Source organism: Paraburkholderia sp. MM5496-R1 (assembly GCF_050436205.1).
Classification (GTDB): Bacteria; Pseudomonadota; Gammaproteobacteria; order Burkholderiales; family Burkholderiaceae; genus Paraburkholderia; species Paraburkholderia tuberum.
The window spans coordinates 1784972-1808995 of sequence record NZ_JBNDLT010000003.1 but is presented as its reverse complement, the minus strand read 5'-3'; the positions used below and the strand labels follow the sequence as shown (position 1 = coordinate 1808995).

The 24024-nt window shown below is 62.8% G+C and carries 22 protein-coding genes; 10 read left to right on the top strand and 12 right to left on the bottom strand.

Annotated elements, in window-relative coordinates:
• The first annotated feature begins 58 nt into the window (after positions 1 to 58).
• Both OKW38_RS34565 and OKW38_RS34560 read left to right on the top strand, forming a co-directional pair.
• Positions 59 to 1600, top strand: a complete 1542-nt coding sequence (locus OKW38_RS34565) for a methyl-accepting chemotaxis protein (RefSeq protein ID WP_429365133.1) — start codon at positions 59 to 61, stop codon at positions 1598 to 1600.
• A gap of 321 nt (positions 1601 to 1921) precedes the next feature.
• Positions 1922 to 3661, top strand: a complete 1740-nt coding sequence (locus OKW38_RS34560; protein WP_090809323.1) for a peptidoglycan D,D-transpeptidase FtsI family protein — start codon at positions 1922 to 1924, stop codon at positions 3659 to 3661.
• 27 nt (positions 3662 to 3688) lie between these two features.
• On the opposite strand, the gene OKW38_RS34555 is transcribed toward OKW38_RS34560, so the two are convergent.
• Positions 3689 to 4804, bottom strand: coding sequence for a diguanylate cyclase (locus OKW38_RS34555; protein ID WP_429365132.1), 1116 nt, complete (start codon positions 4802 to 4804; stop codon positions 3689 to 3691).
• Between the two features lie 342 nt (positions 4805 to 5146).
• On the opposite strand from OKW38_RS34555, the gene OKW38_RS34550 reads away from it, so the two are divergent.
• On the top strand, positions 5147 to 5401 hold the full coding sequence (locus OKW38_RS34550) for a DUF2866 domain-containing protein (protein ID WP_429334251.1): 255 nt from the start codon (positions 5147 to 5149) through the stop codon (positions 5399 to 5401).
• Positions 5402 to 5417: 16 nt separating this feature from the next.
• Here OKW38_RS34550 and OKW38_RS34545 read toward each other — a convergent pair whose 3' ends face one another.
• Both OKW38_RS34545 and OKW38_RS34540 read right to left on the bottom strand, forming a co-directional pair.
• The gene (locus OKW38_RS34545) at positions 5418 to 6047 is read right to left on the bottom strand and encodes a 2-hydroxychromene-2-carboxylate isomerase (RefSeq protein WP_429334252.1); all 630 of its coding nucleotides are present in this window, start codon (positions 6045 to 6047) and stop codon (positions 5418 to 5420) included.
• Positions 6048 to 6158: 111 nt separating this feature from the next.
• Positions 6159 to 6785, bottom strand: a complete 627-nt coding sequence (locus OKW38_RS34540) for a LysE family translocator (RefSeq protein WP_429365131.1) — start codon at positions 6783 to 6785, stop codon at positions 6159 to 6161.
• 113 nt (positions 6786 to 6898) lie between these two features.
• On the opposite strand from OKW38_RS34540, the gene OKW38_RS34535 reads away from it, so the two are divergent.
• The 4 genes from OKW38_RS34535 to OKW38_RS34520 all read left to right on the top strand — a co-directional run bounded on the left by OKW38_RS34535 (position 6899) and on the right by OKW38_RS34520 (position 10157).
• The gene (locus OKW38_RS34535; protein WP_429365130.1) at positions 6899 to 7540 is read left to right on the top strand and encodes an IMPACT family protein; all 642 of its coding nucleotides are present in this window, start codon (positions 6899 to 6901) and stop codon (positions 7538 to 7540) included.
• A gap of 150 nt (positions 7541 to 7690) precedes the next feature.
• The gene (locus OKW38_RS34530; RefSeq protein ID WP_429365129.1) at positions 7691 to 8272 is read left to right on the top strand and encodes a hypothetical protein; all 582 of its coding nucleotides are present in this window, start codon (positions 7691 to 7693) and stop codon (positions 8270 to 8272) included.
• A 97-nt stretch (positions 8273 to 8369) separates the two neighbouring features.
• Positions 8370 to 8990: a LysE family translocator gene (locus OKW38_RS34525; protein ID WP_026226576.1), complete on the top strand. Its 621-nt coding sequence runs from the start codon at positions 8370 to 8372 to the stop codon at positions 8988 to 8990.
• 189 nt (positions 8991 to 9179) lie between these two features.
• Positions 9180 to 10157, top strand: coding sequence for a 2-dehydropantoate 2-reductase (locus OKW38_RS34520; RefSeq protein ID WP_184060502.1), 978 nt, complete (start codon positions 9180 to 9182; stop codon positions 10155 to 10157).
• 86 nt (positions 10158 to 10243) lie between these two features.
• Here the strand turns inward: OKW38_RS34520 and OKW38_RS34515 are convergent, their stop codons facing one another.
• From OKW38_RS34515 to oxlT, 3 genes are all read right to left on the bottom strand, one after another.
• Positions 10244 to 11695 (bottom strand): aldehyde dehydrogenase family protein, encoded by a 1452-nt coding sequence (locus tag OKW38_RS34515; RefSeq protein ID WP_429365128.1) that lies wholly within the window; start codon positions 11693 to 11695, stop codon positions 10244 to 10246.
• Positions 11696 to 11787: 92 nt separating this feature from the next.
• The gene (locus tag OKW38_RS34510; RefSeq protein ID WP_429365127.1) at positions 11788 to 12771 is read right to left on the bottom strand and encodes a LysR family transcriptional regulator; all 984 of its coding nucleotides are present in this window, start codon (positions 12769 to 12771) and stop codon (positions 11788 to 11790) included.
• A 30-nt stretch (positions 12772 to 12801) separates the two neighbouring features.
• Positions 12802 to 14151, bottom strand: coding sequence for an oxalate/formate MFS antiporter (oxlT, locus tag OKW38_RS34505; RefSeq protein WP_090809285.1), 1350 nt, complete (start codon positions 14149 to 14151; stop codon positions 12802 to 12804).
• Between the two features lie 369 nt (positions 14152 to 14520).
• Between oxlT and OKW38_RS34500 the strand changes: the two genes are divergently transcribed.
• Both OKW38_RS34500 and OKW38_RS34495 read left to right on the top strand, forming a co-directional pair.
• Positions 14521 to 15468, top strand: a complete 948-nt coding sequence (locus OKW38_RS34500) for a LysR family transcriptional regulator (RefSeq protein WP_018424728.1) — start codon at positions 14521 to 14523, stop codon at positions 15466 to 15468.
• A gap of 96 nt (positions 15469 to 15564) precedes the next feature.
• Positions 15565 to 15885, top strand: coding sequence for a hypothetical protein (locus tag OKW38_RS34495; RefSeq protein WP_429365126.1), 321 nt, complete (start codon positions 15565 to 15567; stop codon positions 15883 to 15885).
• 90 nt (positions 15886 to 15975) lie between these two features.
• Here the strand turns inward: OKW38_RS34495 and OKW38_RS34490 are convergent, their stop codons facing one another.
• The 6 genes from OKW38_RS34490 to OKW38_RS34465 form a co-directional block, all read right to left on the bottom strand.
• Positions 15976 to 16821, bottom strand: coding sequence for an NAD(P)(+) transhydrogenase (Re/Si-specific) subunit beta (locus tag OKW38_RS34490; RefSeq protein WP_429365125.1), 846 nt, complete (start codon positions 16819 to 16821; stop codon positions 15976 to 15978).
• 54 nt (positions 16822 to 16875) lie between these two features.
• Positions 16876 to 17691, bottom strand: a complete 816-nt coding sequence (locus tag OKW38_RS34485; protein WP_429365124.1) for a fumarylacetoacetate hydrolase family protein — start codon at positions 17689 to 17691, stop codon at positions 16876 to 16878.
• Positions 17692 to 17700: 9 nt separating this feature from the next.
• The gene (gene frc, locus OKW38_RS34480; protein WP_090809275.1) at positions 17701 to 18948 is read right to left on the bottom strand and encodes a formyl-CoA transferase; all 1248 of its coding nucleotides are present in this window, start codon (positions 18946 to 18948) and stop codon (positions 17701 to 17703) included.
• A gap of 24 nt (positions 18949 to 18972) precedes the next feature.
• Positions 18973 to 20736 carry a thiamine pyrophosphate-binding protein gene (locus OKW38_RS34475; protein ID WP_429365123.1) on the bottom strand — a complete coding sequence of 588 codons (1764 nt, stop codon included), beginning with the start codon at positions 20734 to 20736 and terminating at the stop codon, positions 18973 to 18975.
• 457 nt (positions 20737 to 21193) lie between these two features.
• Positions 21194 to 21913, bottom strand: coding sequence for a GntR family transcriptional regulator (locus tag OKW38_RS34470; RefSeq protein WP_013091210.1), 720 nt, complete (start codon positions 21911 to 21913; stop codon positions 21194 to 21196).
• Positions 21891 to 22109, bottom strand: coding sequence for a hypothetical protein (locus OKW38_RS34465; RefSeq protein ID WP_429365122.1), 219 nt, complete (start codon positions 22107 to 22109; stop codon positions 21891 to 21893). Before OKW38_RS34465 ends, OKW38_RS34470 begins: the two co-directional genes overlap by 23 nt.
• 374 nt (positions 22110 to 22483) lie before the next feature.
• Here OKW38_RS34465 and shiA point away from each other — a divergent pair, with 374 nt between their 5' ends.
• Positions 22484 to 23803 (top strand): shikimate transporter, encoded by a 1320-nt coding sequence (gene shiA / locus OKW38_RS34460; protein WP_090809267.1) that lies wholly within the window; start codon positions 22484 to 22486, stop codon positions 23801 to 23803.
• The last annotated feature ends 221 nt before the right edge of the window (positions 23804 to 24024 follow it).

Below are 24024 nucleotides of genomic sequence, written 5' to 3'. Positions count from 1 at the left end.
GCGGCATCCGACCGCAATTCAATGGACCCTACTGGCCAAAACGCCTATTCCCATCGCTATGACTCTGAACCGAAAACTGGCGTCCATGATCGCCGTTCTGTGGGTCGGCCTGATCCTGATCGGCGCGTTCGGCGCGTGGCAGAACCGCGCATCGATGATCTCGGACCGACGCGAGCAATTGCGCTCGTTGATCGACGAGGCAAACCACGTCGTCGGCCACTACTACTCGCTCTCCCAGCAGCATGCGCTGTCCGAGGACGACGCGAAAAAGCAGGCGCTCGCGACGCTCGGCGCGATGCGCTACGGCAAGGACGGCTATTTGTCGATCAACGACTCGCAGCCGGTCATGCTGATGCATCCGATCAAGCCCGAACTGATCGGCAAGAACCTCGCGCAGTTCACCGATCCGGCCGGCAATCATCTGTTCGTCGATATCGTCAACTCGGGCAATCACGACGGCGGCGGCTTCGTCGATTATTTGTGGGCCAAGCCCGGCAGCGAGCAGCCCGTCGCGAAGACCAGCTACTCGATGCACTTCGCGCCGTGGGACTGGTACCTCGTGACCGGCATGTACATGGACGACGTGCAAAGCGCGTTCTACCGCAGCCTGCTCCGCTGGCTAGCGATCACCGTCACGCTCGGTGCGCTCTCAACGGTCGTGATGCTGGTCGTGCTGCGCAGCATCCGCCGCTCGCTCGGCGGCGAACTCGAAGTGGCCGTCGAGCACGCACGGTTGATGGCGCAAGGCAACCTCGCGACGCCGGTGCCGATCGAGCCGCACGACAGCGGCAGCCTGCTGCATGCGCTGCGCACGATGCAGGCGGGACTCGTCGACACGGTCTCGCGAGTGCGCCAGGGCACCGAGAACATCAATGTCGGCGCGACCGAAATCGCAGCGGGCAACACCGACCTGTCGCAGCGCACCGAGGAGCAGGCGGCGGCGCTCGTGCAAACCGCGTCGAGCATGGATCAGATGACGGTGAACGTGAAGCAGAACGCGGACAGCGCGACCCAGGCCGCGCAACTCGCGAGCGACGCAGCGAACGTCGCGACGCGCGGCAGCCGCGTGGTCGACGACGTGGTGCGCACGATGGGCGAGATCACCGCGAGCTCGCGGCAGATCGGCGACATCATCGGCGTGATCGACGGCATCGCGTTCCAAACCAATATCCTCGCGCTGAATGCCGCCGTCGAGGCGGCTCGCGCCGGCGAACAGGGCCGTGGCTTCGCGGTGGTCGCGGCCGAAGTGCGCAGCCTCGCGCAGCGCTCGGCGACGGCCGCCAAGGAGATCAAGGCGCTGATCGAAACCTCGACCGATACCGTCGAGACCGGCTCGTCACTGGTCGCCAACGCGGGCGCGACAATGGGCGAGATCGTGCAGTCGGTGCGGCGGGTCAACGAGATCCTCGAAGAAATCAGCCACGCGTCGCGCGAGCAGAGCGCGGGCATCGAACAGGTCAATCGCGCGGTCGGCGAGATGGATCAGGTCACGCAGCAGAATGCGGCACTGGTCGAACAGGCCGCGGCCGCCGCGCATTCGCTGAAGGACCAGGTCGCCGTGTTGCGCGACGCGATCGCGAGTTTCGCGTTGCCGGCTTGAGCTTGCCCCGCCGCGCCCGCGACGGGCGCGAAAAAAGAAGGCGCCCCACAGGCAGGGAGCGCCTGTTCAACACGCCGCGTCGGAGTCGACGCATCAATCGAACGAATCAGCCGCGCTGATTTTGCAAGTTCGCGCGGCTTTTCGTGATCAAGCTGCGGCTCGGCTCGCCTTTGCTCCAACTCGAACGCGCCTCCTTTCACATTCCTCGCATTTAAATTACGTTTTATTTACAATCGGCCCGGCGACAGTCCTTGCCGCCAGGCCTCGTGGCTTTGGCGGCCTCGTTCAATCGAAAGTACGTGAGGTCCGCTGCCCGCCGCCATGATCCGCCAGAAAAAACCGCCGTCGTCCGATCCCTATGCCTTAGCCGCGAAGAACCCGCTGCTCGATGCGCGACTACCCGCGTGGCGCTCGAAGTTCGTCGTGCTGCTCGTGTTCGGCGCGTTCGCGACGCTCGCGCTCCGCGCGTTCTGGGTGCAGGTCGTGAATCAGGACTTCTACGTCGACCAAGGGCAGAAACGCTATCAGCGCCTGCTCGAACTCGACGCGACGCGCGGCCGGATCGTCGATCGCAATGGTTCGATGCTCGCGGTCAGTCTCGCGACCTACGAAATCTGGGCCACGCCGAAGCTCGTCGACGAAAGCGCGTTCGCGCCGCTGGCAAAGCTGCTCGATCTGCCGCTCGCGGAACTGCGTCGGCGTCTGAACGGCGAGCGCAGCTTCGTGCTGCTCAAGCGCCAGGTCGATGCCGACACTGCCGGGCAGCTGTCCCGCCTCGGGCTCGCCGGGATCACGCAGATCGCCGACACCAAACGCTTTTATCCCGAGGGCGAGTCGGCCGCGCACGTGGTCGGCTTCACCGACATCGAGGACAACGGCCAGGAAGGCGTCGAACTCGCCGCCAATGCGCAGTTGCAAGGCGTGCCCGGCCACCGCGAGGTGATCCGCGACCGGCTCGGCCGCGTGATCTCGGAGACGCGGCCGCTCGTGCCCGCGCGCAACGGCGCCACGATCCAGCTGACGATCGACCGGCGCATCCAGCAACTCGCATACACACAACTCAAAGCCGCGATCGCGCAGCACCGCGCCGAAGCGGGCAGCGTGGTCGTGCTCGATGCGCGCAACGGCGAGATCCTCGCGCTCGCCAACTACCCGAGCTTCGATCCGAACGACCGCACGCACCTGTCCGGCCGGCAGCTGCGCAACCGCGCGGTGATCGACACGTTCGAACCGGGTTCGACGATCAAGCCGCTGGTCGTCGCACTGTCGATCGACGAAGGCAAGGTGCGGCCGCAGAGCATCATCGATACCGCGCCCGGCTGGTATCGGATCGGCCCGGCCGTGATTCACGACACGTCGAATCATGGCGCGATGACGGTCGCCGAGGCGGTGCAGAAGTCGAGCAATATCGCGCTGGCAAAGCTCGCGCTGAATCTGCCGGCCGAGACGATCTGGACCAAGTATCGGCAATACGGGCTCGGTCTGAAGCCCGAGCTGCCCTTCCCTGGCGTGGCCGCCGGCAAGCTGCGGCCATATAAGCGCTGGCGCCCGATCGAACAGGCCACGATGGCATATGGCTACGGGCTGTCGGTATCGCTGCTGCAAATCGCGCAGGTCTACACCGCCTATGCGGGCGACGGCGCGCTGAGGCGCGTGAGCCTGCTGCGCGAGCCGCTCGACGCGGACAGCCCCGAGTCGTTCGCCGACCGCGGCGAATCGGTCACGACGCCCGGCACCGCGCGCGCGATCCGCAACATGCTCGAAATGGCCACGGGCGACGGCGGCACCGGACGTGCCGCGACCGTGGCGGGTTATCGCGTCGGCGGCAAGACCGGCACCGCGCGCAAGCAGATCGGCGCGGGCTACGCGAAGAACCGCTACCGCGCGCTGTTCGTCGGCATGGCGCCGATGAGCGATCCGCGCCTGATCGTCGCCGTGATGATCGACGATCCGGCTGGCAAGGCGTTCTATGGCGGCACGGTCGCTGGACCGGTGTTCAGCGGCGTGATGGGCGGCGCGTTGCAGCTGCTCGGGGTACCGCCGGATGCGGCAGGAGTGTGACGCGTAGTTAGTGTTGGTTACGGTCGATCAGCCCTGCTCATCGAGCGCATCGACCTGCGCCTCGATACGATTGCGGCCGTTGCGCTTGGCCTGATACATCGCGCGATCGGCCTCGTCCATCATCGCCTGACCGAGCGACATCGCCTCGGCCGGGCTGCCGGCGACCACGCGCCCGGCCACGCCGATCGACACGGTCAATGCAATGAGCACGCCGTGCTCGTCGCGCACGTCGAGATTCTCGACCGCACGCCGCACGCGTTCCGCGACGGTCAACGCGTCGCTGCGATCGCCTTGCAGCAGCGCGGCGAACTCCTCGCCGCCATAGCGCGCGACGGTGTCGCCAAGCCGCACCTGCTGTCGCACGCAGGCGGCCACCGCCGCGAGCGCGCGGTCGCCGCTCTGATGGCCGTGGCTATCGTTGATGCGCTTGAAACCGTCGATATCGATGAAAAGACACGCGACCGGCACGCGATAACGGGCCGCGCGCATCAACTCCTCGCGCAGCCGTTCGTCGAAATAGCGGCGATTCGCGAGGCCGGTCAGCGAATCGGTCATGCCGAGCTGCCTGAGCCGCTCGCGATGCGCGACGTTGTCGAGACTCGCGGTGACGATGCTCGCGAAGCGCTCGAGAATGTCGGTGGCCATGCCCGCGCCGAAGCGCGCGGGGTCGTCGCTGCAGAGGCATAGATAGCCGCTGACGCTCGTGCCCGCGGCGAGCGGCAGCAGGATCGCGCTGGCCGGCACGTGAGCTGGCGCGGCACCGAAGAACGCGCGGCGCGTGTCGTCGTCGAGTTCGCCAGGGCGGCCGAGCCACGGCCGATCGTCTTCGCACAAGGATTGCGCGACGAGACCGCCCTCGCGCGAGGTCTTCAGCTGCGCATGATCGAGCGCGCGCAGGTTGCCCGGCTCGAGCAGTTCGAGCAGCATTGGCGCGCGCTCGTCGAGCCACAGCACCACGTTCGCGAGCGAGAACTCCCGCGGCAGATGGCTGAACAACGTATCGAGAAACGATGCGAAATCCTGCGCGCCGATCAACCGCAACTCGACGTTCTGGAAGCGGCGCAAGGTGCGCTCGTTGTGCTGCACGGTGTCGACGAGCGTGCGAAGGCGCTCGGCAAGCGGCGTTTGGGCGAGATTCGTCACGGTATCAGTAGCGCGGCCCTGAAGGCGAAGCGGGGTCGACGCCCCAACTCTACTGATAACGGCCGATCCGCCGGGGTCTTGAGGGCAGGCTCGCGACGTGTCGGCCGGCCTGCCAGCGTTCATGCCCACTGTTGTCAGCTCTCGCTTGCATTCACTTGCACTCGCTTACACGCAATGAGATCCGTTTGCGTAATGATTGCGGTTCTTAAGTTTCGCTTAATTGTTCCCTGCAAGTATGTGGCACATCCCCTGTTGAGCCGCCAGAACATCGGCGGCGCTTTTTCTTGAGGGGTGCCAGAAGCGCGACCGAAAACGGTTACGCGCATAAGAAGGAGGTAAATCATGGTTGAAGAGATGGTAGTCGAACACCTGCGTGCGATGCCCGGCCATGAATGGACTCGCCAGATTCACTCCTGCAAGGTCTCCGATCCGCTGCAACCGCCATGGGGCCGTTCATACCGGCTCGTCGAATGGACGATGAAGCACGCGCCCGAACCGAGCCGTCGCGTCGTTCCCGCCGAATGTACTCCGCTCGAAATCGCCCAGGCCGTGGTCTCTCACGTGCCGGGTCGGCGCTTCTGTCAGCAGGCTGATTAAGCGCTCCCGCTGATGTTCAATGACGCGCCGCGATCGCGTCGCAGTGGTCCAACGCGTCCTCCAGCCTGTCATTGCCCCAGAACATCTCCGCGCCGACAAAAAACGTCGGCGCACCGAAAATCCCCTTGTTGATGGCCCGTTCGGTCTGCTCGCGCAAGCGGAGCTTGTTCGCGTCGCTTTGCGCGGCGTCGATCACGCTCTGCGCCGGTAAGCCAAGCGAGTCGAGCGCGTGACTGACGACATCGATTGAACCGATGTCGCGGTCGTCGACAAAATTCAACTGCATGATCTTGCGGCACCAGGCACCGATCCACGGCTCGTTCGCACCCAGCAGCGCGACACGCATCGCGAGAAGCGCCGCGCGCGGAAACGTGCTGGGGCGCGTGAGCGCAATGCCGTATTTGCGGCATTGACGCTCCATGTCTTTCCACACGTACGCGCCTTTTTCTTTCTGCAGTACGAAGGGCGAGTTGTCGAAACCGAGCTGGCGAAATACCGGACCGAGCAGAAACGGCCGCCAGACGATCGTCACGTTGCGCGCGGCCGCCAACGCTTCGATCCGCATCATGCTCAGATAGCTGTAGTTGCTGCCGAAGTCGAACCAGAACTCGATTGCGCGCGCCGTCGAAGTTGCGTCTTCATTCATCGCTGTCTCCTGAATCGGGCGAGCCATGGCATCGTCGCCTTGCAATGCTTAACAGTCGCGTCGTTGGGTCGCTGATCCTGCTGGCGCCGTCCTGAACTCGCGCTTCCGGACTCAGCGTGTTTGCACTGCCACGCGCAGGCCGAGCGAAATGAACAGCACACCGATGAGCTTGTTCTGCCAGCGCGTCAACCACGTCAAACGCTTCACGAGTTTGCCCAGCGGCCGCATCGTCAGGACGATCAGCGTCGTATAAAGCGCGCTCATGGCAACGAAAATCAGCCCGAGTGTCGCGAACTGCAGAAACGTCGAGCCATGTTCGGGGCGCACGAACTGCGGCAGAAACGCAAGGAAAAACAGCGCGGTCTTCGGGTTCAGCACTTCGGCGGGAATCGCCTGCAAGAACGCCTTCGAACCCGACACCGGCGCGACGACCGGCAGGTGCGCACTCGCCTGCTTTTCGCGCAACGCGCGAATGCCCAGATAGAAGAGATACGCGGCACCGACGAATTTCACCGCATTGAAGGCCAGCGCGGACGTCATCAGCAGCGCGGAGAGGCCAACCGCGGCGCCCAGCGTATGCACGAAATCGCCAGTTGCGATACCGAGACCGGTCAGAATGCCGGCTTTACGTCCGCCGTGCATGGTGCGAGTCAAAACTAGCAGCACGGCCGGGCCTGGAATCAGAAAGAGCCCGAGCACGACGGCAACGAACGTCCCCAACGTGGATAGGTCAAGCATGTCGTCTCCTTGCGACGCGCGGGGTCTAAATGATGGGCGCGCGTTCAGCGGACCATTGTAGACGAACCCGCGAAGCTGCCCTTGCGCCTCGCTGGCACCGACGATCCGTTACCATGACGGACATCGCGCCGCCTACCGCGTGCTTCTTTTCATCCACCGACGTTTCCGCCTTGCCCACCTATACCCTGCCCGCGCCACTGAGCGCGGAACTCGAGATTCGCAAGAGCCGCTTCATCGCGCATGCGATCCCGGTCGCCGATCGCGATGCCGCGATGGCCGAATTGCAGCGTCTGCGCGACGAACATCCTGCCGCGACGCATGTGTGCTGGGCGCTGCTGGCGGGCGGCCAGTCCGGCATGTCCGACGACGGCGAACCGTCCGGCACCGCCGGTCGGCCGATTCTCGAAGTACTGCGGCATCACGATCTGGATGGCGTGCTTGCGGCGGTCGTGCGCTATTACGGCGGTGTGAAGCTCGGCGCGGGCGGTCTGGTGCGCGCGTACACCGATGCGATCGCGTCCGCGCTGCTCGACGCGCCGCGCGTCGAGAGGATTGCCCAGGTGTTGCTGGGCGTCGAAGTGAGTTATGCCGACGAAGCCAAAGTCCGTCGATGGATGGACGCCGAAGGCTATGCGCTCATGGACAGCGCCTACGGCATGCTGGTGAAGATGACGATGCGCGTGCCCGCCAACGCACTCGATGACGCCAAGGCAACGCTGATCGATATCACGCAAGGAAAGGCGGGCTTTTTCTGAACGGCTCAGGTCCGGGCCTGACGCGGGCAATTCCGAAAACATCCGTTTGAAGGTTCGACGGTCCGGTTCGCTGCTACCATGCTGTTCTTCACCGGAATGACTCCACTGAAAAGGGCAACTCCTCTGACTTCGACCGCCGCTTTCTCCCGCATGGCTGCTGCGCGTTCGCCGTTGAGATCCGTCGTGCTCAAGGGCTGCGGCGCCATACTGCTGCCCACGCTGCTGTCCGCGTGCTCGTGGTCATGGTTCGGCCTGAACAGCAGCGCCAGCGCAACGCACACGAAGACCCACGGCACCGGCTCGCTCAGCGTCGCCCCTGCACGCGACTTCGCGTATCTGCCCGCGCGCGACGGTCATATCTCGCCGAACCGCATCGAAAATACCGGGATGACCGGGCTCGTGCTGAAGGACGACGTCAGCCTCGCGGTGCGCAATGGCGTCGCGAATAGTCTGCGAGTGGCCGGTTTTCGTATCGACGACAACAAACGCGTGCTCAGCGGCAGCATCGAAACCTTCACGGTGGACGATAGGCGCTCGCCGGCGCTGTGGACGCTGAAGATGCACTACGTGGTTATCGATGCGGCGACCCAAAAAGTCATGTACACGACCACGCGCACCGTGAAGCAGAAGTCGCCGAAATTCACCAACAACACGATCGCGATCGAAGACACGGTCAAGCTCAGCGTCGATACATTGATTGGCGATCCTAGCTTTATCAAGGCGGTGAACTGAGCACGCGGCTGGCCGAGGCGCGGCGCGGTTTCGCTACAATCCCGGCAACGCATCGCGCGCGATGCATCGTGATCTCCCGTTCGGAATGCAAGCCGTCATGTCCCTTACCGCCTGGCTATTCTTTTTACCCGCCTGCTTCGCCATCAACCTCGCACCCGGGCCCAACAACCTGCTTTCGATCAACGTGGCCGCGCGTCATGGCTTCATGAAAGCGTTCGTCGGCGGCAGCGGCCGGCTGCTCGCCTTCGCGATGATGCTCGCACTCGCCGCGACCGGTCTCGCGGTCGTGCTGCATGCGTCCGAGTGGATCTTTCTGGCGATCAAACTCGCGGGCGCCGCTTATCTGATCTGGCTCGCGATCCAGTTGTGGCGCAGCGACGCACCCGCAATCGATACGTCGCAACCCCAGGAGGCCGCGCTCTCGCGCATTGCCCGGCACGAGTTTTTCGTGGCGGCGGGCAATCCGAAGGCGATTCTGGTTTTTACCGCGTTCCTGCCGCAATTCGTCGACGTCGCGCAGCCGATACTGCCGCAATTCGCCGCGCTCGGCGCGAGCTTTCTGGTACTCGAATGGGTGGCGATTGCATTGTATTCGTGGGCCGGCATGTATCTCGGCAAATGGCTGATGCGCGCGCAGATCCGCCGCTGGTTCAATCGCTGCTGCGGGGGATTTCTCGCGGCAATCGGCGTGAGTTTTCTGCTGGTTCGGCGCGGCTGAGGTATCGAGGCCGACAGTCGAAGCAGCATTCACGTCGCGGTCTTGTCATAACGAATAACTAATACATCGACAGAGAAACTTTAACTATCAGCATTCGTCGCGCCACCTTATGCTCGAACCGTGACCGGCCGCGAATGACTGCAATGCGGCATTGGGCGAACGGCTTTTTCATCGTCACGGAGCGACATCATGAAGATCTGCATCTTCGGAGCGGGAGCGATTGGCGGTTTAATGGGCGTGCAATTGGCACGCGCCGGCGCGGACGTCAGCTTCATTGCGCGCGGCCCGCATCTGGCCGCGATGCGTGAACACGGCGCGCGCCTCATCATGGATGGCGAAACGTTCAGCGCGCCGGTGCGCTGCACGTCCGATCCACGCGAACTCGGCGTCCAGGACTTCGTCATCGTGACGCTGAAGGCGCATTCGCTGCCTGGCGTGGTCGATTCCATGCAACCGCTGCTGGGCAAGCATACGGCGATCGTTACCGGCGTCAACGGCATTCCATATTGGTACTTCTATCAGCACGGCGGGCGCTTTGCCGGCACTCGGCTGACGAGCGTCGACCCCGACGGTTCGCAATGGACCAAGCTCGGACCCGAGCGCGCGATTGGCTGCGTACTCTATCCGGCGGCGGAGATCGTCGAACCGGGGGTGATCAAACACGTGTACGGCAAGAAGTTTCCCATCGGCGAACCCAGTGGCGAGCGCACCCCGCGCATTGAGCAATTGCACGAGATCATGCAGGCGGCCGGCTTCGAAGCGCCGATTCGCGACAACATTCGCGACGAAATCTGGCTCAAGCTATGGGGTAATCTGTGCTTCAACCCGATTAGCGCATTGACGCATGCAACGCTCGATGTGCTCACGAGTGACCCGGGCACGCGCGCGGTCTCACGCACGATGATGCTCGAAGCGAAGCGAATCGCGGATCAGTTCGGCGTGCACTTTCGCGTCGATGTGGAAAGGCGTATTGATGGCGCGGGTGCGGTCGGTGCGCACAAGACATCAACGCTCGTCGATCTCGAGCACCGCAGGCCGATGGAAATCGATCCTTTATTGACCGTCGTGCAGGAAATGGGGCGACTCGTTGCCGAACCGACACCCACTATCGACGTCGTTCTCGCACTGATCAAATTGCGCGAGAAGATGGCTTTACAGGGCAATTGACCGAGTACTCGTCAATTCCTTTTCGTCTTGCAACACGGCCTGAAGGATCGGATGCCATGCATCCGATCCTTTTTTCGCATTGGACGTTATTGATCGATCGCCAACCACACCGCCTTCGGTTCCGTGAAGTTCTCGATCGCGACATCGCCATGCTCGCGACCGAAGCCCGAATCGCCAGCACCGCCCCACGGCAAACGCACGTCCGTATAGCCGTAGGTGTTGATCCACACCGTGCCCGCCTTCAGGTCGCGCGCCACGCGATGCACGCGGCTCAAGTCAGCGCTCCACACGCCAGCCGCGAGACTGTACGACGTGCCATTGGCGATTCGGATCGCGTCCGCTTCGTCGTTGAAACGGATCACGCTCGCCACGGGCCCGAAGATTTCTTCCTGCGAAATACGCATTTCGTGCTCGACATTCGCGAACACGGTTGGCTCGACGAAAAAGCCGCGATTGCCGACGCGCGCGCCACCCGTCACGAGCGATGCACCTTCCGAGCGTCCCGTGTCGACATAGCTCAATACGGTCTTCATCTGCGCGGCCGAAATCAGCGGTCCCATCGACGTTTCGCGCAGCGACGGGTCGCCGACCTTGATCGACTTCGCGCGCGTGGCCAGGCGCTCGACCACTTCGTCATACACGTCGCGATGCGCGAGTATCCGCGACCCGGCGGAGCACACTTGCCCCGTATTGAAGAACACGCCCGACGCCGCGGCTCGCACCGCATTGTCGAGATTCGCGTCGGCAAAAATCACGTTGGCCGACTTGCCGCCGAGTTCCAGCGTCACGCGTTTGAAGTTGCCCGCCGCGCCCTGCAGGATGCCTCGTCCGACCGAAGGCGAACCGGTGAAGGTGACCTTGTCGATACCGGGATGCGAGACCATCGCGTCGCCCACCACGCTGCCTTTGCCGGTGACGATGTTGAGCACGCCCGGCGGCACGCCCGCTTCGAGCGCCAGCTCGCCGATGCGCAACGCGGTGAGCGGCGTGATCTCGGCGGGCTTGACGATCAGCGTGCAACCGCATGCGAGCGCGGGCGCGATCTTCCACATGCCGATCATCAGCGGAAAATTCCACGGCACGATTGCGGCGACCACGCCGACAGGTTCGCGCAACGTATAGGTCAATGCATCGGGACGCGTCGGCACCACCTGGCCGTTGATCTTGTCGCACCAGCCTGCGTAGTATTCGACGGTATCGATCGCGGCGGGCACGTCCTGACGCATCACCGCGCCAATCGGCTTGCCGCCGTCGAGACTCTCGAGCGCGGCGAGTTGTTCCATGTTCTCGCGCATCAGGCCCGCGAGACGTTGCAGGATGCGCCCGCGTTCGGCGGCCCGAATCGAATTCCACACTTTCAATGCGCCGCGCGCGGCGCGCACCGCGGCATCGACGTCGGCGGCGCTGCCTTGCGCCACCCGTGCGATCGGCTCCTCGGTCGCGGGGTTGATGTCGACGGAATATTCCCCGCTGCCTGGCGGCATGCGCTTGCCGTCGATCAGCAGATCGTGGTGCCTGAGATCGGTCTGGATTTCCATCATGAAGCTCCTTGAGTAGGACGTTATGTGGTTGACTGACGGCGCATCGATCGAATGCCGCGCGTCGCGCAAGCTTTTTGGTCGGCCCCTGTCTAAGGTTCCGGCAACGGGCTTTGCCGCACGGACCGCCAGTTGAAGCTTGGCGTCGCGGTTGCGGCAGGCGCTTCGTTCGCGATCGGCGAATGATCAGTCGTCGACGCAACGAACTGCGCCCACGCAGCAGCGGCATTGGGACGAAGCGAGCGATTTCTGCGGTGCACGAGTACCGTCGTCAATGCCGTTTCGGGGACCAGCGGACGACTCACCAACGAAGCGCCCGGCGAAGGCCAATGCGCATCGACAGGCAATACGCCGACACCCAGTCCCAATTCGACCATGCGCGCTACCGTCGCAACGTGTCCGAGTTCCTGCAACGGCCGGCGCTTCGATCCGTTCGCGGCGAGTACCGGTGCGAGCGCGGCGCGCACGCCAGTATCGGCATTCAGCGTTATCAGCGGACATTCGCGCAACGCGTGCCATCCGATGCTGTCTTGCCGCGCTAGCGGATGCGCGGATGGAAGCACCGCATGCAGTGGCGTAGTGAAAAGCACCTGAGCGTGCAGTAGAGGACTATCGACAGGTACAGTCACACAGACCGCGCCGAAATCCACCTCGCCCTGCTCGACACTGGCCAGTACGCTGCATTGAGGTTGATCCTTGACCGATACGACCAGCTCGGGAAAAACCGACGCGCACTGCGCCAAAGCCTGCGGCACCCAGCCCGATGACAACACCGGATTACTCGCGAATAAGACGACGCCCGTGTGTCCGTCATAAGCAGCGCGCTCTTCGAGCAGCGTCAACTCGATTTCGTCGAGCAGCCGGCCAATTCTTCTCTCGAGACTCGCACCCGCATTCGTCAGTTCGACCTGGCGTGTCGTGCGATCGAACAGCTTCAATTCGACCGCGTCTTCCAGTTCACGCACGCAACGGCTCACGGCCGACTGCGTCAGATCGAACTCGCGCGCCGCGCGCGTGAAACTGCGCTCGCGCGCGACCGCGACGAATACCTTGAGTTGCTGCAGCGAAACATTCATGGCATCGGTTCCGGGCGCGCGACGCTCACGTTATTCGCCAGATTGTTCGGGCCAGTGACTCATTCGCGACGCATTGCCATTGCCATGACCCGCGACGGCCAGCGCGCCCTGAGGTTCGTTGTGCGATTCGATCCAACGCGCGCGCATCGGCTTGAGGATGAACTTCGCGCAAATGCCGGCTGCGATCGTGATGACGGCGGCAAAGACGAAGACAAGGCTCCAGCCGCCCGTCGCCGCGAGTATGGACGCGATCGGAACCAGCAACGAGGCCGTGCCCTTCGCGGTGTACAACGTGCCGGCATTGGCGGCCGCGTACTTGCTGCCGAACGTATCGGCGCAAGTCGCCGGGAAGATCGAGAAGATCTCGCCCCAGAACAGGAAGATCAGCGCGGCAAAGACCATGAACGCATACGGATTGCTGCCGAACTGCATCATGCCGAGCAACGCGAGCCCCTCGCCGACGAAGATCACGAACATCGTGTTTTCACGGCCGATCTTGTCGGAGATGAAGCCGCACAGCGGACGTGTCAAGCCGTTGAAGATATTGTCGATCGACAGCGTGAGGGTCAGCAGCGGCAACGTCGCGCCGAAGACCGTCATCGGAATGCGCGCTATGCCCCAGTCTTTCGCGATCGGGCCGATCTGCGCGGTCGCCATCAAGCCGCCCGCCGCGACCGCGACGAACGACGCGTAGATCACCCAGAACACTGGCGTTCTGATCATCTGGCGCGAGGTGAAATCGACCTTCGACACTGCGAAGCGGCTCTTGCGTACCCCTGGCTGACGCAAGATCGGCCGCGTCAGGAGCATCGCGAGCAGCAGAATGCTGACGCCTTGCACGATGCCGAAGAACAGGAACGTCTCTTCATAGCCGCGGCGCGTAATCATGTTCGCAATCGGAATCACCGTCAGCGCCGCGCCTGCGCCAAAGCCCGCGGCCGTCAAACCCGCGGCGAGACCGCGCCGGTCGGGAAACCATTTGAGCGCGTTGCCGACGCATGTTCCATACACACCGCCCGCGCCTATCCCGCCAATCACCGCGGCGAAATACAACATGCCGAGCGTGGTCGCATGCGAATTGAGAATCCACGACAAACCCGCGCATACCGCGCCGGCTGCCACCACCGGGCGCGGCCCGAATCGATCGACGAGCCAGCCCTCGAACGGCACGAGCCACGTCTCGGTCAGAATGAAGATCGAGAAGGCGAGCTGGATCGACGCCTCGCTCCAGTGATGCCGCGCATGCATAGGGGCCACGAATAACGTCCACGCATATTGCAGATTCGCCACCAGCGCCATGCATACCATGCCGATGACGAGTTGCCACCATCGGTTACGCCAGGACATACGGGTCGTCGATTGCTGGGTGATATCGTTCATGAGCCTTGTCTCCACTATTTATTTAGTGCAGCCGGCTTACGCGCCGCGCTGGATGTGTCCCGCCTTATCGTTATGGCCCGAGAACATCGCTATTCGGGAAAAATCTCAATTGACGCTTTTGTGTTTCCGCAGATGCCCGAACTCGTCTTCTATAAAATTCTTGCTTTATTCCGACCAGAACCACGCTTCAGCCGGTAAGCATTACAGGTTATTCCCGCTATCAAGTCCGCCACACCACATATCTATGCGTTAACCCGCGTATTACAGCGGCTATTCGGCTTCTTATACGTTTCATGCTAGGGTCATTGCTGAATTACTCATAATTAAAGTTTGTTATTATGTTGATTCACGTTTCCTTATACATCGACCATGACGATGCGCAATGCAACTCTGCGGCAACTGAAGGTCTTTGAAACGGTAGCGCGCCACCTGAGTTTTTCCCGCGCCGCGGAGGAATTGCATCTGACTCAGCCGGCCGTTTCCACCCAGGTCCGGCAACTCGAGGAACATGCGGGGCTGCCTCTGTTCGAGCAACTCGGCAAGAAGATCTATCTGACGCCGGCCGGCACGGAAATGCTCCACTACAGCCGCGCGATCATGCAGCAGTTCCATGAAGTCGACGAAGCGATGAGCCAGTTGAAGGGCGTCTCCGGCGGCAAACTGAATGTTGCGGTGATTAGCGCGGGCGACTATTTCTTTCCGCGCCTTCTCGCCGAATTCACGCGTCGCTATTCGGGTGTGGATCTCAATCTCGCGGTACACAACCGCGAAGAACTGCTTCATCAACTGGCGACCAATCAGACCGACCTCGCGGTCATGGTGCGTCCGCCGCACGAAACCGACGCGACCAATGAACCGTTCGCGCCGCACCCGTACGTGATCGTCGCGGCGCCCACTCATCCGCTTGCGCACAAGCGCAATATCCGCTTCAGTCAACTCGCGAACGAAGCGTTCATCGTGCGCGAACGCGGCTCGGACACGTGGAATTCGATGGAAGAAGGTTTTGCCGGCCGGCTGTCCAATCTGAAGATTGCGATGGAGATCAAGAGCACCGAGACGATCAAGCAGGCGGTCATCGCCGGCATGGGCATCGCGTTTCTGTCCGCCCATACGATCAGCCTCGAATTGCAACTGGGTCATCTGGTCGTGCTCGACGTCGAAACCTTTCCGGTCATGCTCAATTGGTATGTCGTGCATCGGAAGAACAAGCGTCTGCCACCGGTTGCCGTCGCCTTCAAACGCTTCCTGATGGAGGAAGGCGCCAATCTGATCGAAAAGATCACCCGCGTGAAGGAACTGAGCGTGCATAAGCCGTAGGCTATGGAAAGCCAATAAAACTTTAACTATTGCAAATCGATCGCGACTTCTATGCTGCAAGCGAGTTCTTTCACTTGCGAGCCGAGGAGGCCGATCATGAACCACGCTCCGGTTGAATCCCGTACCAGTACACGCAACGCTCGCACAGCGGCGGCGCATCACGAAGACCAACCCGACGATGCGCATCTGAGCGCCTACAATGCCGCGTTCAGCGATCTTGGGCTGCGGTTTCGCTGGGACCGTGCGACGCTCGACATGCTGAAAGAGTTCAATGGCGAGTTGGCGCGAATCACCGCTTATATCGAGCGCTATCACAGCCACCTGCATCGGGCGTACGATGCCGACTTTCTCGCGCAACTGATTCTGCATAGGAAGACGCAGTACTACAGCGAATTCGCCGCGACCGTGGGCGACTAGAAGCATCGAAAAAGACTCGGGCGGCGGGATCATCGTCCCGCCGTCTTCGCTATTGGCAATCAGCTCTCCTGGCGACGCATGCATCATTGATCAGCGACGTGTAGTGAAATGAACCGGCCGCTCGTGCGCGCATTGGCGTGCATAGTCGCGCTGGCGGCCGTTGCCGCGTCTACCATCACGCCCATCCCGACTATCTGCAGAGGCGCTCACGCGCATCATCGCCGGCGTGACATCGCGAAGCGCCCACGTCTGCTCTTCCCCGCCATGCCACTCGATGTTCGCGAGCAGGCCCGGCTTGCCGATCGCCAGGCCATCGCTACGCGCGGCGAAGGCATACATGCGCGCTGCGCAACTGACGCGATTCGCCGCGTGAGCGGGATCGGCCGAGTACTCGCGGCTCAGCATCAGATGCACGCCCATTGCCAACGCCAGCGCGCCCGTCGCGAGCAATGCCGCGAGTCCGAACGGCTGTGCCTGTTCAGTGACGAAGCCGTAACCGAGCCATCCGCATAAAAACAGCGCAAACAGATTGACGACGTGATGTCCCGGCCGCGCGAGCGCCTCGAGTTGCAATGCGCCGCGCAGCTTGCAGAACGCAATCGCCGAGATCGCAAAGAGCAGCGCGCCGATCAACACGGCTGCAAACAGTTCGATGCGTTCGCTGTTCTCGCGCGCCGCTGCCAACAGGTAGCGCGTAAAACCTGTCGACGCGACCGCCAAACCGATGCCGCTGCCAAGCAATGCAAGCATCCGGGGCCTGCGTGTCAGATCGCGTTCGCGCACGCATGAATGCCGCTGCGCCGAACGTCGGCCGAACTGTCGTCGCGAGAGCGCGGCCAACGCCACCATCAGCACCGCAACCAACGCCGCGGCGACAGTCACGGCGAGCAGCAACAACAGGTCCATCCACACGGCACTCCCACAGGCTTGCGGCATGCGTGATCCTCCGTGATGCGATGAAAAGGCAAGAGCCGCGAGGTCCGGCCCTCGTCAACCGACGTTCGCGGTATCGCCCGATCGCCGTGGCTCGTCGCGCTGCGCCGCGCTCAAGGTATTGGTCAGCGTGCCTATCCCATCGATCGTGATCGAGACCGTTGCACCGTCCTTGATCGACCCCACGCCCACCGAGGTGCCGCACGCAATCACGTCGCCGGGTTCGAGCGTCAGATCCTGCGATATCAGACTCACCTGCTCGGCCGGCGAAAAGACCATATCGGCGAGCGGATAGTTCTGACGCTCGGCGCCGTCGAGCGTGGTCAGGAGGCGCGCCGCCCGCCAGTCGAAACCGGAGACGATGGCCGGACCCAGGCAACAGAAGGTATCGAAGCTCTTCGCGCGACACCACTGCGGAAAATGCGGATTCTCGTTAAGCAGATCGGCGGCGGTGACGTCGTTGACGAGCGTGTAGCCGAAGATCGCCGCCTCCGCCTGTTGCGCATCCACGTCGCGGCAACGCTGGCCGATCACGATGCCGAGTTCGCCTTCGTAGACGATCTTGCCCGCGTAGTGACGCGGCCGGCGGATCGGCTCGCCCGCGCCGACCACCGACGCCGCCGGCTTCAGCAGAAACAGCGGATGCGTGGGCACGGGTTTGTCGAGCTTCGCCGCGAGCGCGTGATAGTTATTCCAGAGCGCGACGATCTTGCCGGGCGAGCACGGCGCCAACGGCGTCAATGCGCGCAGCGACAGTACTGCGCCGGTCGGCACCGGCTGCGCGAGACTTTCGTACTCGTGCAGATAGGCGCCTTCGACACGGCCGAACACGATGCCGCCGTCGCCCGACATGAACCGCATCCACGTCTGCATGCCTCGCTCCTAGATTGCGCCCGCCGTGCGCAGCGCCGTGATCTGCTCGGCCGAATAACCGAGCTCGGCCATCACTTCATCGGTATGTTCGCCAAGCAGCGGCGAGCGTTTGACGTCGGTCGGGCTGTCGGACAGCTTGATGGGATTGCCTACTGTCAGATACTTGCCGCGCTTCGGATGATCGACTTCGACGATCGTGCCGGTTTTGCGCAGCGACGGCTCCGCGGCAATTTCCTTCATCGACAGGATCGGGCCGCACGGAATGTCGTATCCGTTCAGGATCTGCATCGCCTCGAACTTGGTCTTCGTCATCGTCCAGCGTTCGATTTCGGCGAAGATCTCCTTCAAGCGGGGCAGGCGCGCGGGCGCCGTCGCGTAGTCGGGGTCCGTGGCCCACTCCTCCTTGCCGATCACGTTGCAGATCTTCGCCCACACGGGCGCCTGCGTGATGAAGTAGATATAGGCGTTGGGGTCGGTCTCCCACCCTTTGCATTTCAGAATCCAGCCCGGCTGGCCGCCGCCCGACGCATTGCCCGCGCGCGGCACCGCTTCGCCGAACGTGCCGTTCGGATATTGCGGATACTCCTTCATCACGCCGGTACGGTCGAGCCGCTGCTGGTCTCGCAGTTTGACGCGGCACAGATTGAGCACGCCGTCCTGCATGGCCGCCAGCACGCGCTGGCCGCGTCCGGTATGCGTGCGTTGATAGAGCGCAGTGACGATGCCGAGCGCGAGATGCAGCCCCGTGCCGCTGTCGCCGATCTGCGCGCCGGTCACGACCGGCGGGCCGTCGTCGAAGCCGGTGGTCGACGCCGCGCCGCCCGCGCATTGCGCGACGTTTTCATAGACTTTGCAGTCCTCGTAAGGACCGGGACCGAAGCCCTTCACCGAGGCGACGATCATGCGCGGATTCAATTCCTGAATCCGCTCCCACGTAAAGCCCATCCGGTCGAGCGCGCCCGGTGCGAAGTTTTCGACCAGTACGTCGCATTTCTGGATCAGCGCTTCGAGCACCTGCTTGCCTTCCGGATGCTTGGTGTCGATCGTGACCGAGCGCTTGTTGTGATTGAGCATCGTGAAGTACAGGCTATCCACGTCGGGAATATCGCGCAGCTGCTCGCGCGTGATGTCGCCCGCGCCTGCCCGTTCCACCTTGATCACGTCCGCGCCGAACCATGCGAGCAATTGCGTGCAGGTCGGCCCCGATTGCACATGCGTGAAATCGAGGATGCGCACACCGTCGAGTGCCTTGGCCATGTCGTATCTCCTGAACGATGAGGGTTATTTGTACATGGTCTGGTTCTTCGTGCCCGGTGCGTACTCGCGCGGGTCGACCCAGATGTTGACCACCGCCGAGCGGCCGGTGCGATGAATCGCTTCGCGCGCACGCTGTAGCGCGCTCGCGATCTGCGCGGGATCGCGCACTTCCTCGCCATAGCCGCCGAGCATTTCGGCGAATTTGCTGAACGGCACGTCGCCGAGCAGATTGCCGACGTTGCCGCGTTCTTCGCCGTATTTGGCAAGCTGGCCGTAGCGGATCTGGTTCATCGCCGAGTTGTTGCCGATCACCGCGAGATACGGTGCGCCGAAGCGGTTCGCGGTTTCCATGTCGAACGCGGTCATGCCGAACGAGCCGTCGCCGTAATAGCAGAGCACTTCCTTGTGCGGATGCGCGAGCTTCGCCGCGAGCGCGAAGCCGGTGCCGACGCCGAGCGAGCCGAGCGCGCCGGGGTCCATCCACTGGCCGGGGCGGCGCGGGCGCACCGCTTGCGCGGAGATCGTCACGACGTCGCCGCCGTCGCCGATATAGACGGTGTCGTCGGACAGGAACTCGTTGAGTTCGTACGCGACGCGATACGGATGAATCGGCGTGCTGTTCGAGCGGAATAGCGGCATCAGTTTTTCGGTTGCGCTCGCTTCGGCGTCGCGCAACTGCGCCATCCATTTGCGGCGCGCCTGACGTTTGTCGTCCTTGATACGACCGCTCGCGGCCTGCAGCACCGCGGCGAGGATCGCGCCCGGATCGCCGACCAGACCCAGATCGATATCGCGATTCTTGCCGACGGTTCGATAGTCCATATCGATCTGCACCAGCGTCAATTCCTTGCTGATGCGTCGGCCGTAACCCATGCGGAAATCGAACGGCGTGCCGACCACGATCAGCACGTCGGCATTCGCAAACGCCTGCGAACGCGTGCGATCGAAATGATGCGGATCGCCCGGCGGCAGCAGCCCGCGGCTCGCGCCATTGAAATAGCCGGGAATCTCGATGCCGCGCAGCAGCGCGATCGCTTCCTCGTGACCGCGCGCGGTCCACACCTGCTGGCCGTACAGGATCGCGGGGCGTTGCGCATCGACGAGAATGTCCGCCAGTTTCTCGATGTCGCGCGGGTCACCGATCGATTTCGTCGACGCGCGATAGCGGCCCGGCCGCGGCACGATCGCGCGCGACACGTCGACTTCGCGGTCGAGCACGTCGCGCGGAATTTCCAGGTAGGCGGGACCGGGCGCGCCGTTGAAGCATTCGCGCGCGGCCATCGAGATCATGTCCGCGACGCGCTCGGTGCTCGACACGCTCGCGGCGAACTTCGTGATCGGCGCCATGATGTCGACGTGCGGCAGGTCCTGCAGCGAGCCCATCTTGTGCTGCGTCAGCGCGCCCTGCCCGCCGATGTGCAGGATCGGGCTTTCCGAGCGGAACGCGGTCGCGATGCCGGTCACCGCGTTCGTGCAGCCGGGGCCGGCGGTCGTCACCACGCAGCCGAGCTTGCCGGTCTGGCGCGCGTAGCCGTCGGCCGCGTGTGCGGCGACCTGCTCGTGGCGCACGTCGATGATGCGGATGCCTTCGTCGACGCAGCCGTCGTAGATATCGATGATGTGGCCGCCGCACAGCGTGAAGATCGTGTCGACCCCCTCGTTTTTCAGCGCCTTTGCGGCCAGATGGCCGCCCGACACGACGCCCGCGTCGCGGGTCTTCTGCTTGAGCGTGTCGTCGGCGGTCGTGGTGGCCGTGGCCGGACTCAGGGATGAAACAACTGCAGACATGGTCATCTCCTCATCAATCGGATGTGCAACGGTTATCGACGGACGCGTCCGCTTCGATATACGTTCGGTTGCACCGACGTCTCACGGCTTCGAAGATACCGTATGTGATATATCACATTCCTTCAAGGGCCAATTTCGAGACATAGACGGCGCGAAGTTTGTGCTGCTCGAGCTTGCCAGCCGCAGCTTTGCGCCGAATCTACAAGGCTCTGCGGCAGTCATTTCAAGGAAAACACCAGGTCGTGCGTCACACCGGTCCTTGTTGATATATCACATACCATATTTTCAGGACCGTCAAGCAAGGTTTATCCCGCAGCGCGGCGGCGACCTCGTTTTGTTTGCCGTTCGCCGCCGCGCGACCTGCGCATCGCTCGAAGTGCGCGCACGCAAAAAAGCCCGCGGTGCTTGCACACGCGGGCTTTTCGCCATCAGCAGCCAGGCAGCGTCTACGCCGCCATCAATCGAGGAAATCGCAATTGGCTTCGACGAACGCCGCGAGATCGAGCGAATGCTGGCGCGTGAGCCGCTCGGCGAGTTCGGTATCGCGCTTTTCGAGCGCCTCGATGATGCGCAGATGATCGACGATAGAGCGCGCGGCCCGGTCGCTCTGCGAGATGGTCATGCGCCGGATCGCGCGCACGTGGATGAAGATGTTCTTGATCGTGTCGAGAATGATCTGCGACTTCGACAGCTCGACGATCGCCTGATGAAACGCGATGTTCGCGTCCGAATACTCGGCGATATGCTCGGCCGGCGTCGTGTCGCGGAAATTGTCGAACATATGGCGCAAGCGGCCGATTTCCTCGTCGGTCGCGTGCAGCGTGGCGAGCCGCGCGGCCATGCTTTCGAGCGCGGCCCACATCTGGATCATCTCGACGATTTCGCGTTTGCTCTTGCGCACGATGTAGATGCCACGCCGCGGCACCATGCGCAGGAAGCCTTCCTGCTCGAGCAGCGTCATCGCTTCGCGCACCGGCGTGCGGCTCACGCCGAGCGATTCGCTGAGCACGCGCTCGTCGAGACGGATTTCTTCGCGATTCTGGTAGATATCCGCGTCGGCGATTGCCTGACGCAGCATCGCATAGGCCTGATCGCGCAAGCTCGCACTCGCGCCGATTGGCTGCAACGACAGGGTCAACGGGGTGGCCACTGTTTCAGTTGGAAGTTCTGACGACATTCATCGCCTCTGCTTGAACACGCGCGCGATTCGGCGCCGCCGTTTTGCTGCGCTGCTCGCCCAGACCCACGAAGCGGCCATGTTGCGATGCAGGTGCAGCGATCGATTCGGGAATCCAGTCGGTCAGCAGAACGGTGGCGGCACAGCCCAACCCAACGACGGCCATGGCGAACAGCGCAAGAGGCACGAATTCCACGTGTAACTCCGGATGATTGAGAAGATTGATTCCTCAATCATATGCTGCAACGCCGCATTTTTCAATATTCGGTATGTAGTATATCAATGACTGTTGTTTTTAAGATTACTTTCACGTTAGCACGCCGCGCGCTGCGTGGGTTCGCCCACATCATTCCCCGCGACGGTTCTGCGTGGCGCTCGGTGTAAACACGCAAAACGCGCGCTATTCGCGCAGCCGCGAGCGATGATCGCGCATTTTCTCCATCACACGGATTGTGAATTCCGGGTCGCGTCATTAACCTTCCGGACATTCCCTGCGCGGATCGATCGCGTTGAAAGCCTTGCCCGGGCGGCGCGATCGATTAAAGCACATATCACATTGAAGGAGACTCGATGAGCACCACCCACCCGCAGGCCACAGTGGCCACTCACCGCAATGCGCGCAGTCGGGCTCGCAAGGCCGCGCTCGGCAGCTTTATCGGCGCCGTGGTCGACTGGTACGACTTCCTGTTGTACGGCATCGTCGCCGCGCTCGTGTTCAACGCCGAGTTCTTCCCGAACGTCGGCCCGGCGATGGGCACGCTTGCCGCGTTCGCGACCTTCGGCGTCGGCTTTCTATTCCGGCCGCTCGGCGGCTTCGTGTTCGGCCATTACGGCGACCGGCTCGGACGCAAGCGCATGCTCGTGCTCACCGTGATGATGATGGGTCTGTCGACGGCCGCGATCGGTCTGCTGCCGGCGTTCTCGACGATCGGCTGGTTGGCGCCGGTGCTGCTCGTCACGCTGCGCGCAATCCAGGGCTTTGCGGTCGGCGGCGAATGGGGCGGCGCGGCGTTGATGGCCGTCGAAAGCGCGCCCGAGAAAAAGAAGGCCTTCTACAGTAGCGGCGTGCAGGTCGGCTACGGCGTCGGGCTCGTGCTGTCGACGGGACTCGTCGCGCTGATCAGCCGCTCGATGGACAACGCCGCATTCCTCAACTGGGGCTGGCGTCTGCCGTTTCTGTTCAGCGTCGTACTGGTGCTGATCGCGCTGTGGATCCGCTCGAGCATGGAGGAATCTCAGGAGTTCGTCGAGAAAGTCGGCCAGCATGGCGAGCGCCGTGTGCGCCTGCCGATCGTCGAAGCGCTGCTGCGCCATCCGAAAGCCTTCCTGCTGATCATCGCGCTGCGGCTCGCCGAGCTGTTCACGATGTACATCGTGACCGCGTTCGCACTGAGCTACTCGACCACGAACCTGCACATGCCGCGCGAGTTTTTCCTGACGATCGGCTTCGTCGTCGGCGCGCTCAGCTGCGTGACGATTCCGTGCTTCGCCTGGCTCGCGGATCGCTTCGGTCGCCGTCGCATCTATATGATCGGCGCGCTGGTCGGCGTGTTCAGCGCGGTGCCGTTCTTCCTCGCGCTCGAAGCGCGTTCGACAGTATGGATCGTCGTGTTCGCGGTGATGCTTGCCAACATCGCGCACGACATGGTCGTCAGCGTCCAGCAGCCGATGTTCACCGAGCTGTTCGGCACCGAGTACCGCTATAGCGGCGCGGGTGTCGGCTATCAGGTGGCGAGCGTGGTCGGCGGCGGATTCACGCCGTTCATCGCGGTCGCGCTGGTCAGCTTCGCGGGCGGCTCGTGGCATCCGGTGGCCGCGTATCTGGCGATCGGCTGTCTGATCTCGGTACTCGTTGCAGCACGCATGAAGACCGGGCGCAAGATCGATTGACACCGGCGGAACTCGCCGTCGATACACGACGGGCCGGCGCAGCGAAGAAGCCGCGCCGGCCCGTTTCTTTTTGTGCCGCGCGTCGTGCGCGTCTCGTTTATTGCTGACTTTGCATAGTGGCTCTAGTCGGAAGAACGAAGCAACCCGCTCGGAGCGTCCCACGATTTGCACGATCGCGTGAAGAATACCCACGTTTCACCAGGTTCACACCTTATGTCCGC

What these genes read in the sequence shown, in the direction of transcription:
- OKW38_RS34475 (WP_429365123.1), bottom strand. Translation starts at nt 20,736, where the DNA reads ATGTCTGCAGTTGTTTCATCCCTGAGTCCGGCCACGGCCACCACGACC.
- OKW38_RS34470 (WP_013091210.1), bottom strand. Translation starts at nt 21,913, where the DNA reads ATGTCGTCAGAACTTCCAACTGAAACAGTGGCCACCCCGTTGACCCTG.
- OKW38_RS34560 (WP_090809323.1), top strand. Translation starts at nt 1,922, where the DNA reads ATGATCCGCCAGAAAAAACCGCCGTCGTCCGATCCCTATGCCTTAGCC.
- OKW38_RS34525 (WP_026226576.1), top strand. Translation starts at nt 8,370, where the DNA reads ATGTCCCTTACCGCCTGGCTATTCTTTTTACCCGCCTGCTTCGCCATC.
- OKW38_RS34515 (WP_429365128.1), bottom strand. Translation starts at nt 11,695, where the DNA reads ATGGAAATCCAGACCGATCTCAGGCACCACGATCTGCTGATCGACGGC.
- OKW38_RS34565 (WP_429365133.1), top strand. Translation starts at nt 59, where the DNA reads ATGACTCTGAACCGAAAACTGGCGTCCATGATCGCCGTTCTGTGGGTC.
- OKW38_RS34495 (WP_429365126.1), top strand. Translation starts at nt 15,565, where the DNA reads ATGAACCACGCTCCGGTTGAATCCCGTACCAGTACACGCAACGCTCGC.
- frc (WP_090809275.1), bottom strand. Translation starts at nt 18,948, where the DNA reads ATGGCCAAGGCACTCGACGGTGTGCGCATCCTCGATTTCACGCATGTG.
- OKW38_RS34510 (WP_429365127.1), bottom strand. Translation starts at nt 12,771, where the DNA reads ATGAATGTTTCGCTGCAGCAACTCAAGGTATTCGTCGCGGTCGCGCGC.
- OKW38_RS34520 (WP_184060502.1), top strand. Translation starts at nt 9,180, where the DNA reads ATGAAGATCTGCATCTTCGGAGCGGGAGCGATTGGCGGTTTAATGGGC.
- OKW38_RS34485 (WP_429365124.1), bottom strand. Translation starts at nt 17,691, where the DNA reads ATGCAGACGTGGATGCGGTTCATGTCGGGCGACGGCGGCATCGTGTTC.
- OKW38_RS34530 (WP_429365129.1), top strand. Translation starts at nt 7,691, where the DNA reads ATGGCTGCTGCGCGTTCGCCGTTGAGATCCGTCGTGCTCAAGGGCTGC.
- OKW38_RS34500 (WP_018424728.1), top strand. Translation starts at nt 14,521, where the DNA reads ATGACGATGCGCAATGCAACTCTGCGGCAACTGAAGGTCTTTGAAACG.
- OKW38_RS34540 (WP_429365131.1), bottom strand. Translation starts at nt 6,785, where the DNA reads ATGCTTGACCTATCCACGTTGGGGACGTTCGTTGCCGTCGTGCTCGGG.
- oxlT (WP_090809285.1), bottom strand. Translation starts at nt 14,151, where the DNA reads ATGAACGATATCACCCAGCAATCGACGACCCGTATGTCCTGGCGTAAC.
- OKW38_RS34550 (WP_429334251.1), top strand. Translation starts at nt 5,147, where the DNA reads ATGGTTGAAGAGATGGTAGTCGAACACCTGCGTGCGATGCCCGGCCAT.
- OKW38_RS34535 (WP_429365130.1), top strand. Translation starts at nt 6,899, where the DNA reads ATGACGGACATCGCGCCGCCTACCGCGTGCTTCTTTTCATCCACCGAC.
- OKW38_RS34545 (WP_429334252.1), bottom strand. Translation starts at nt 6,047, where the DNA reads ATGAATGAAGACGCAACTTCGACGGCGCGCGCAATCGAGTTCTGGTTC.
- OKW38_RS34490 (WP_429365125.1), bottom strand. Translation starts at nt 16,821, where the DNA reads ATGCCGCAAGCCTGTGGGAGTGCCGTGTGGATGGACCTGTTGTTGCTG.
- shiA (WP_090809267.1), top strand. Translation starts at nt 22,484, where the DNA reads ATGAGCACCACCCACCCGCAGGCCACAGTGGCCACTCACCGCAATGCG.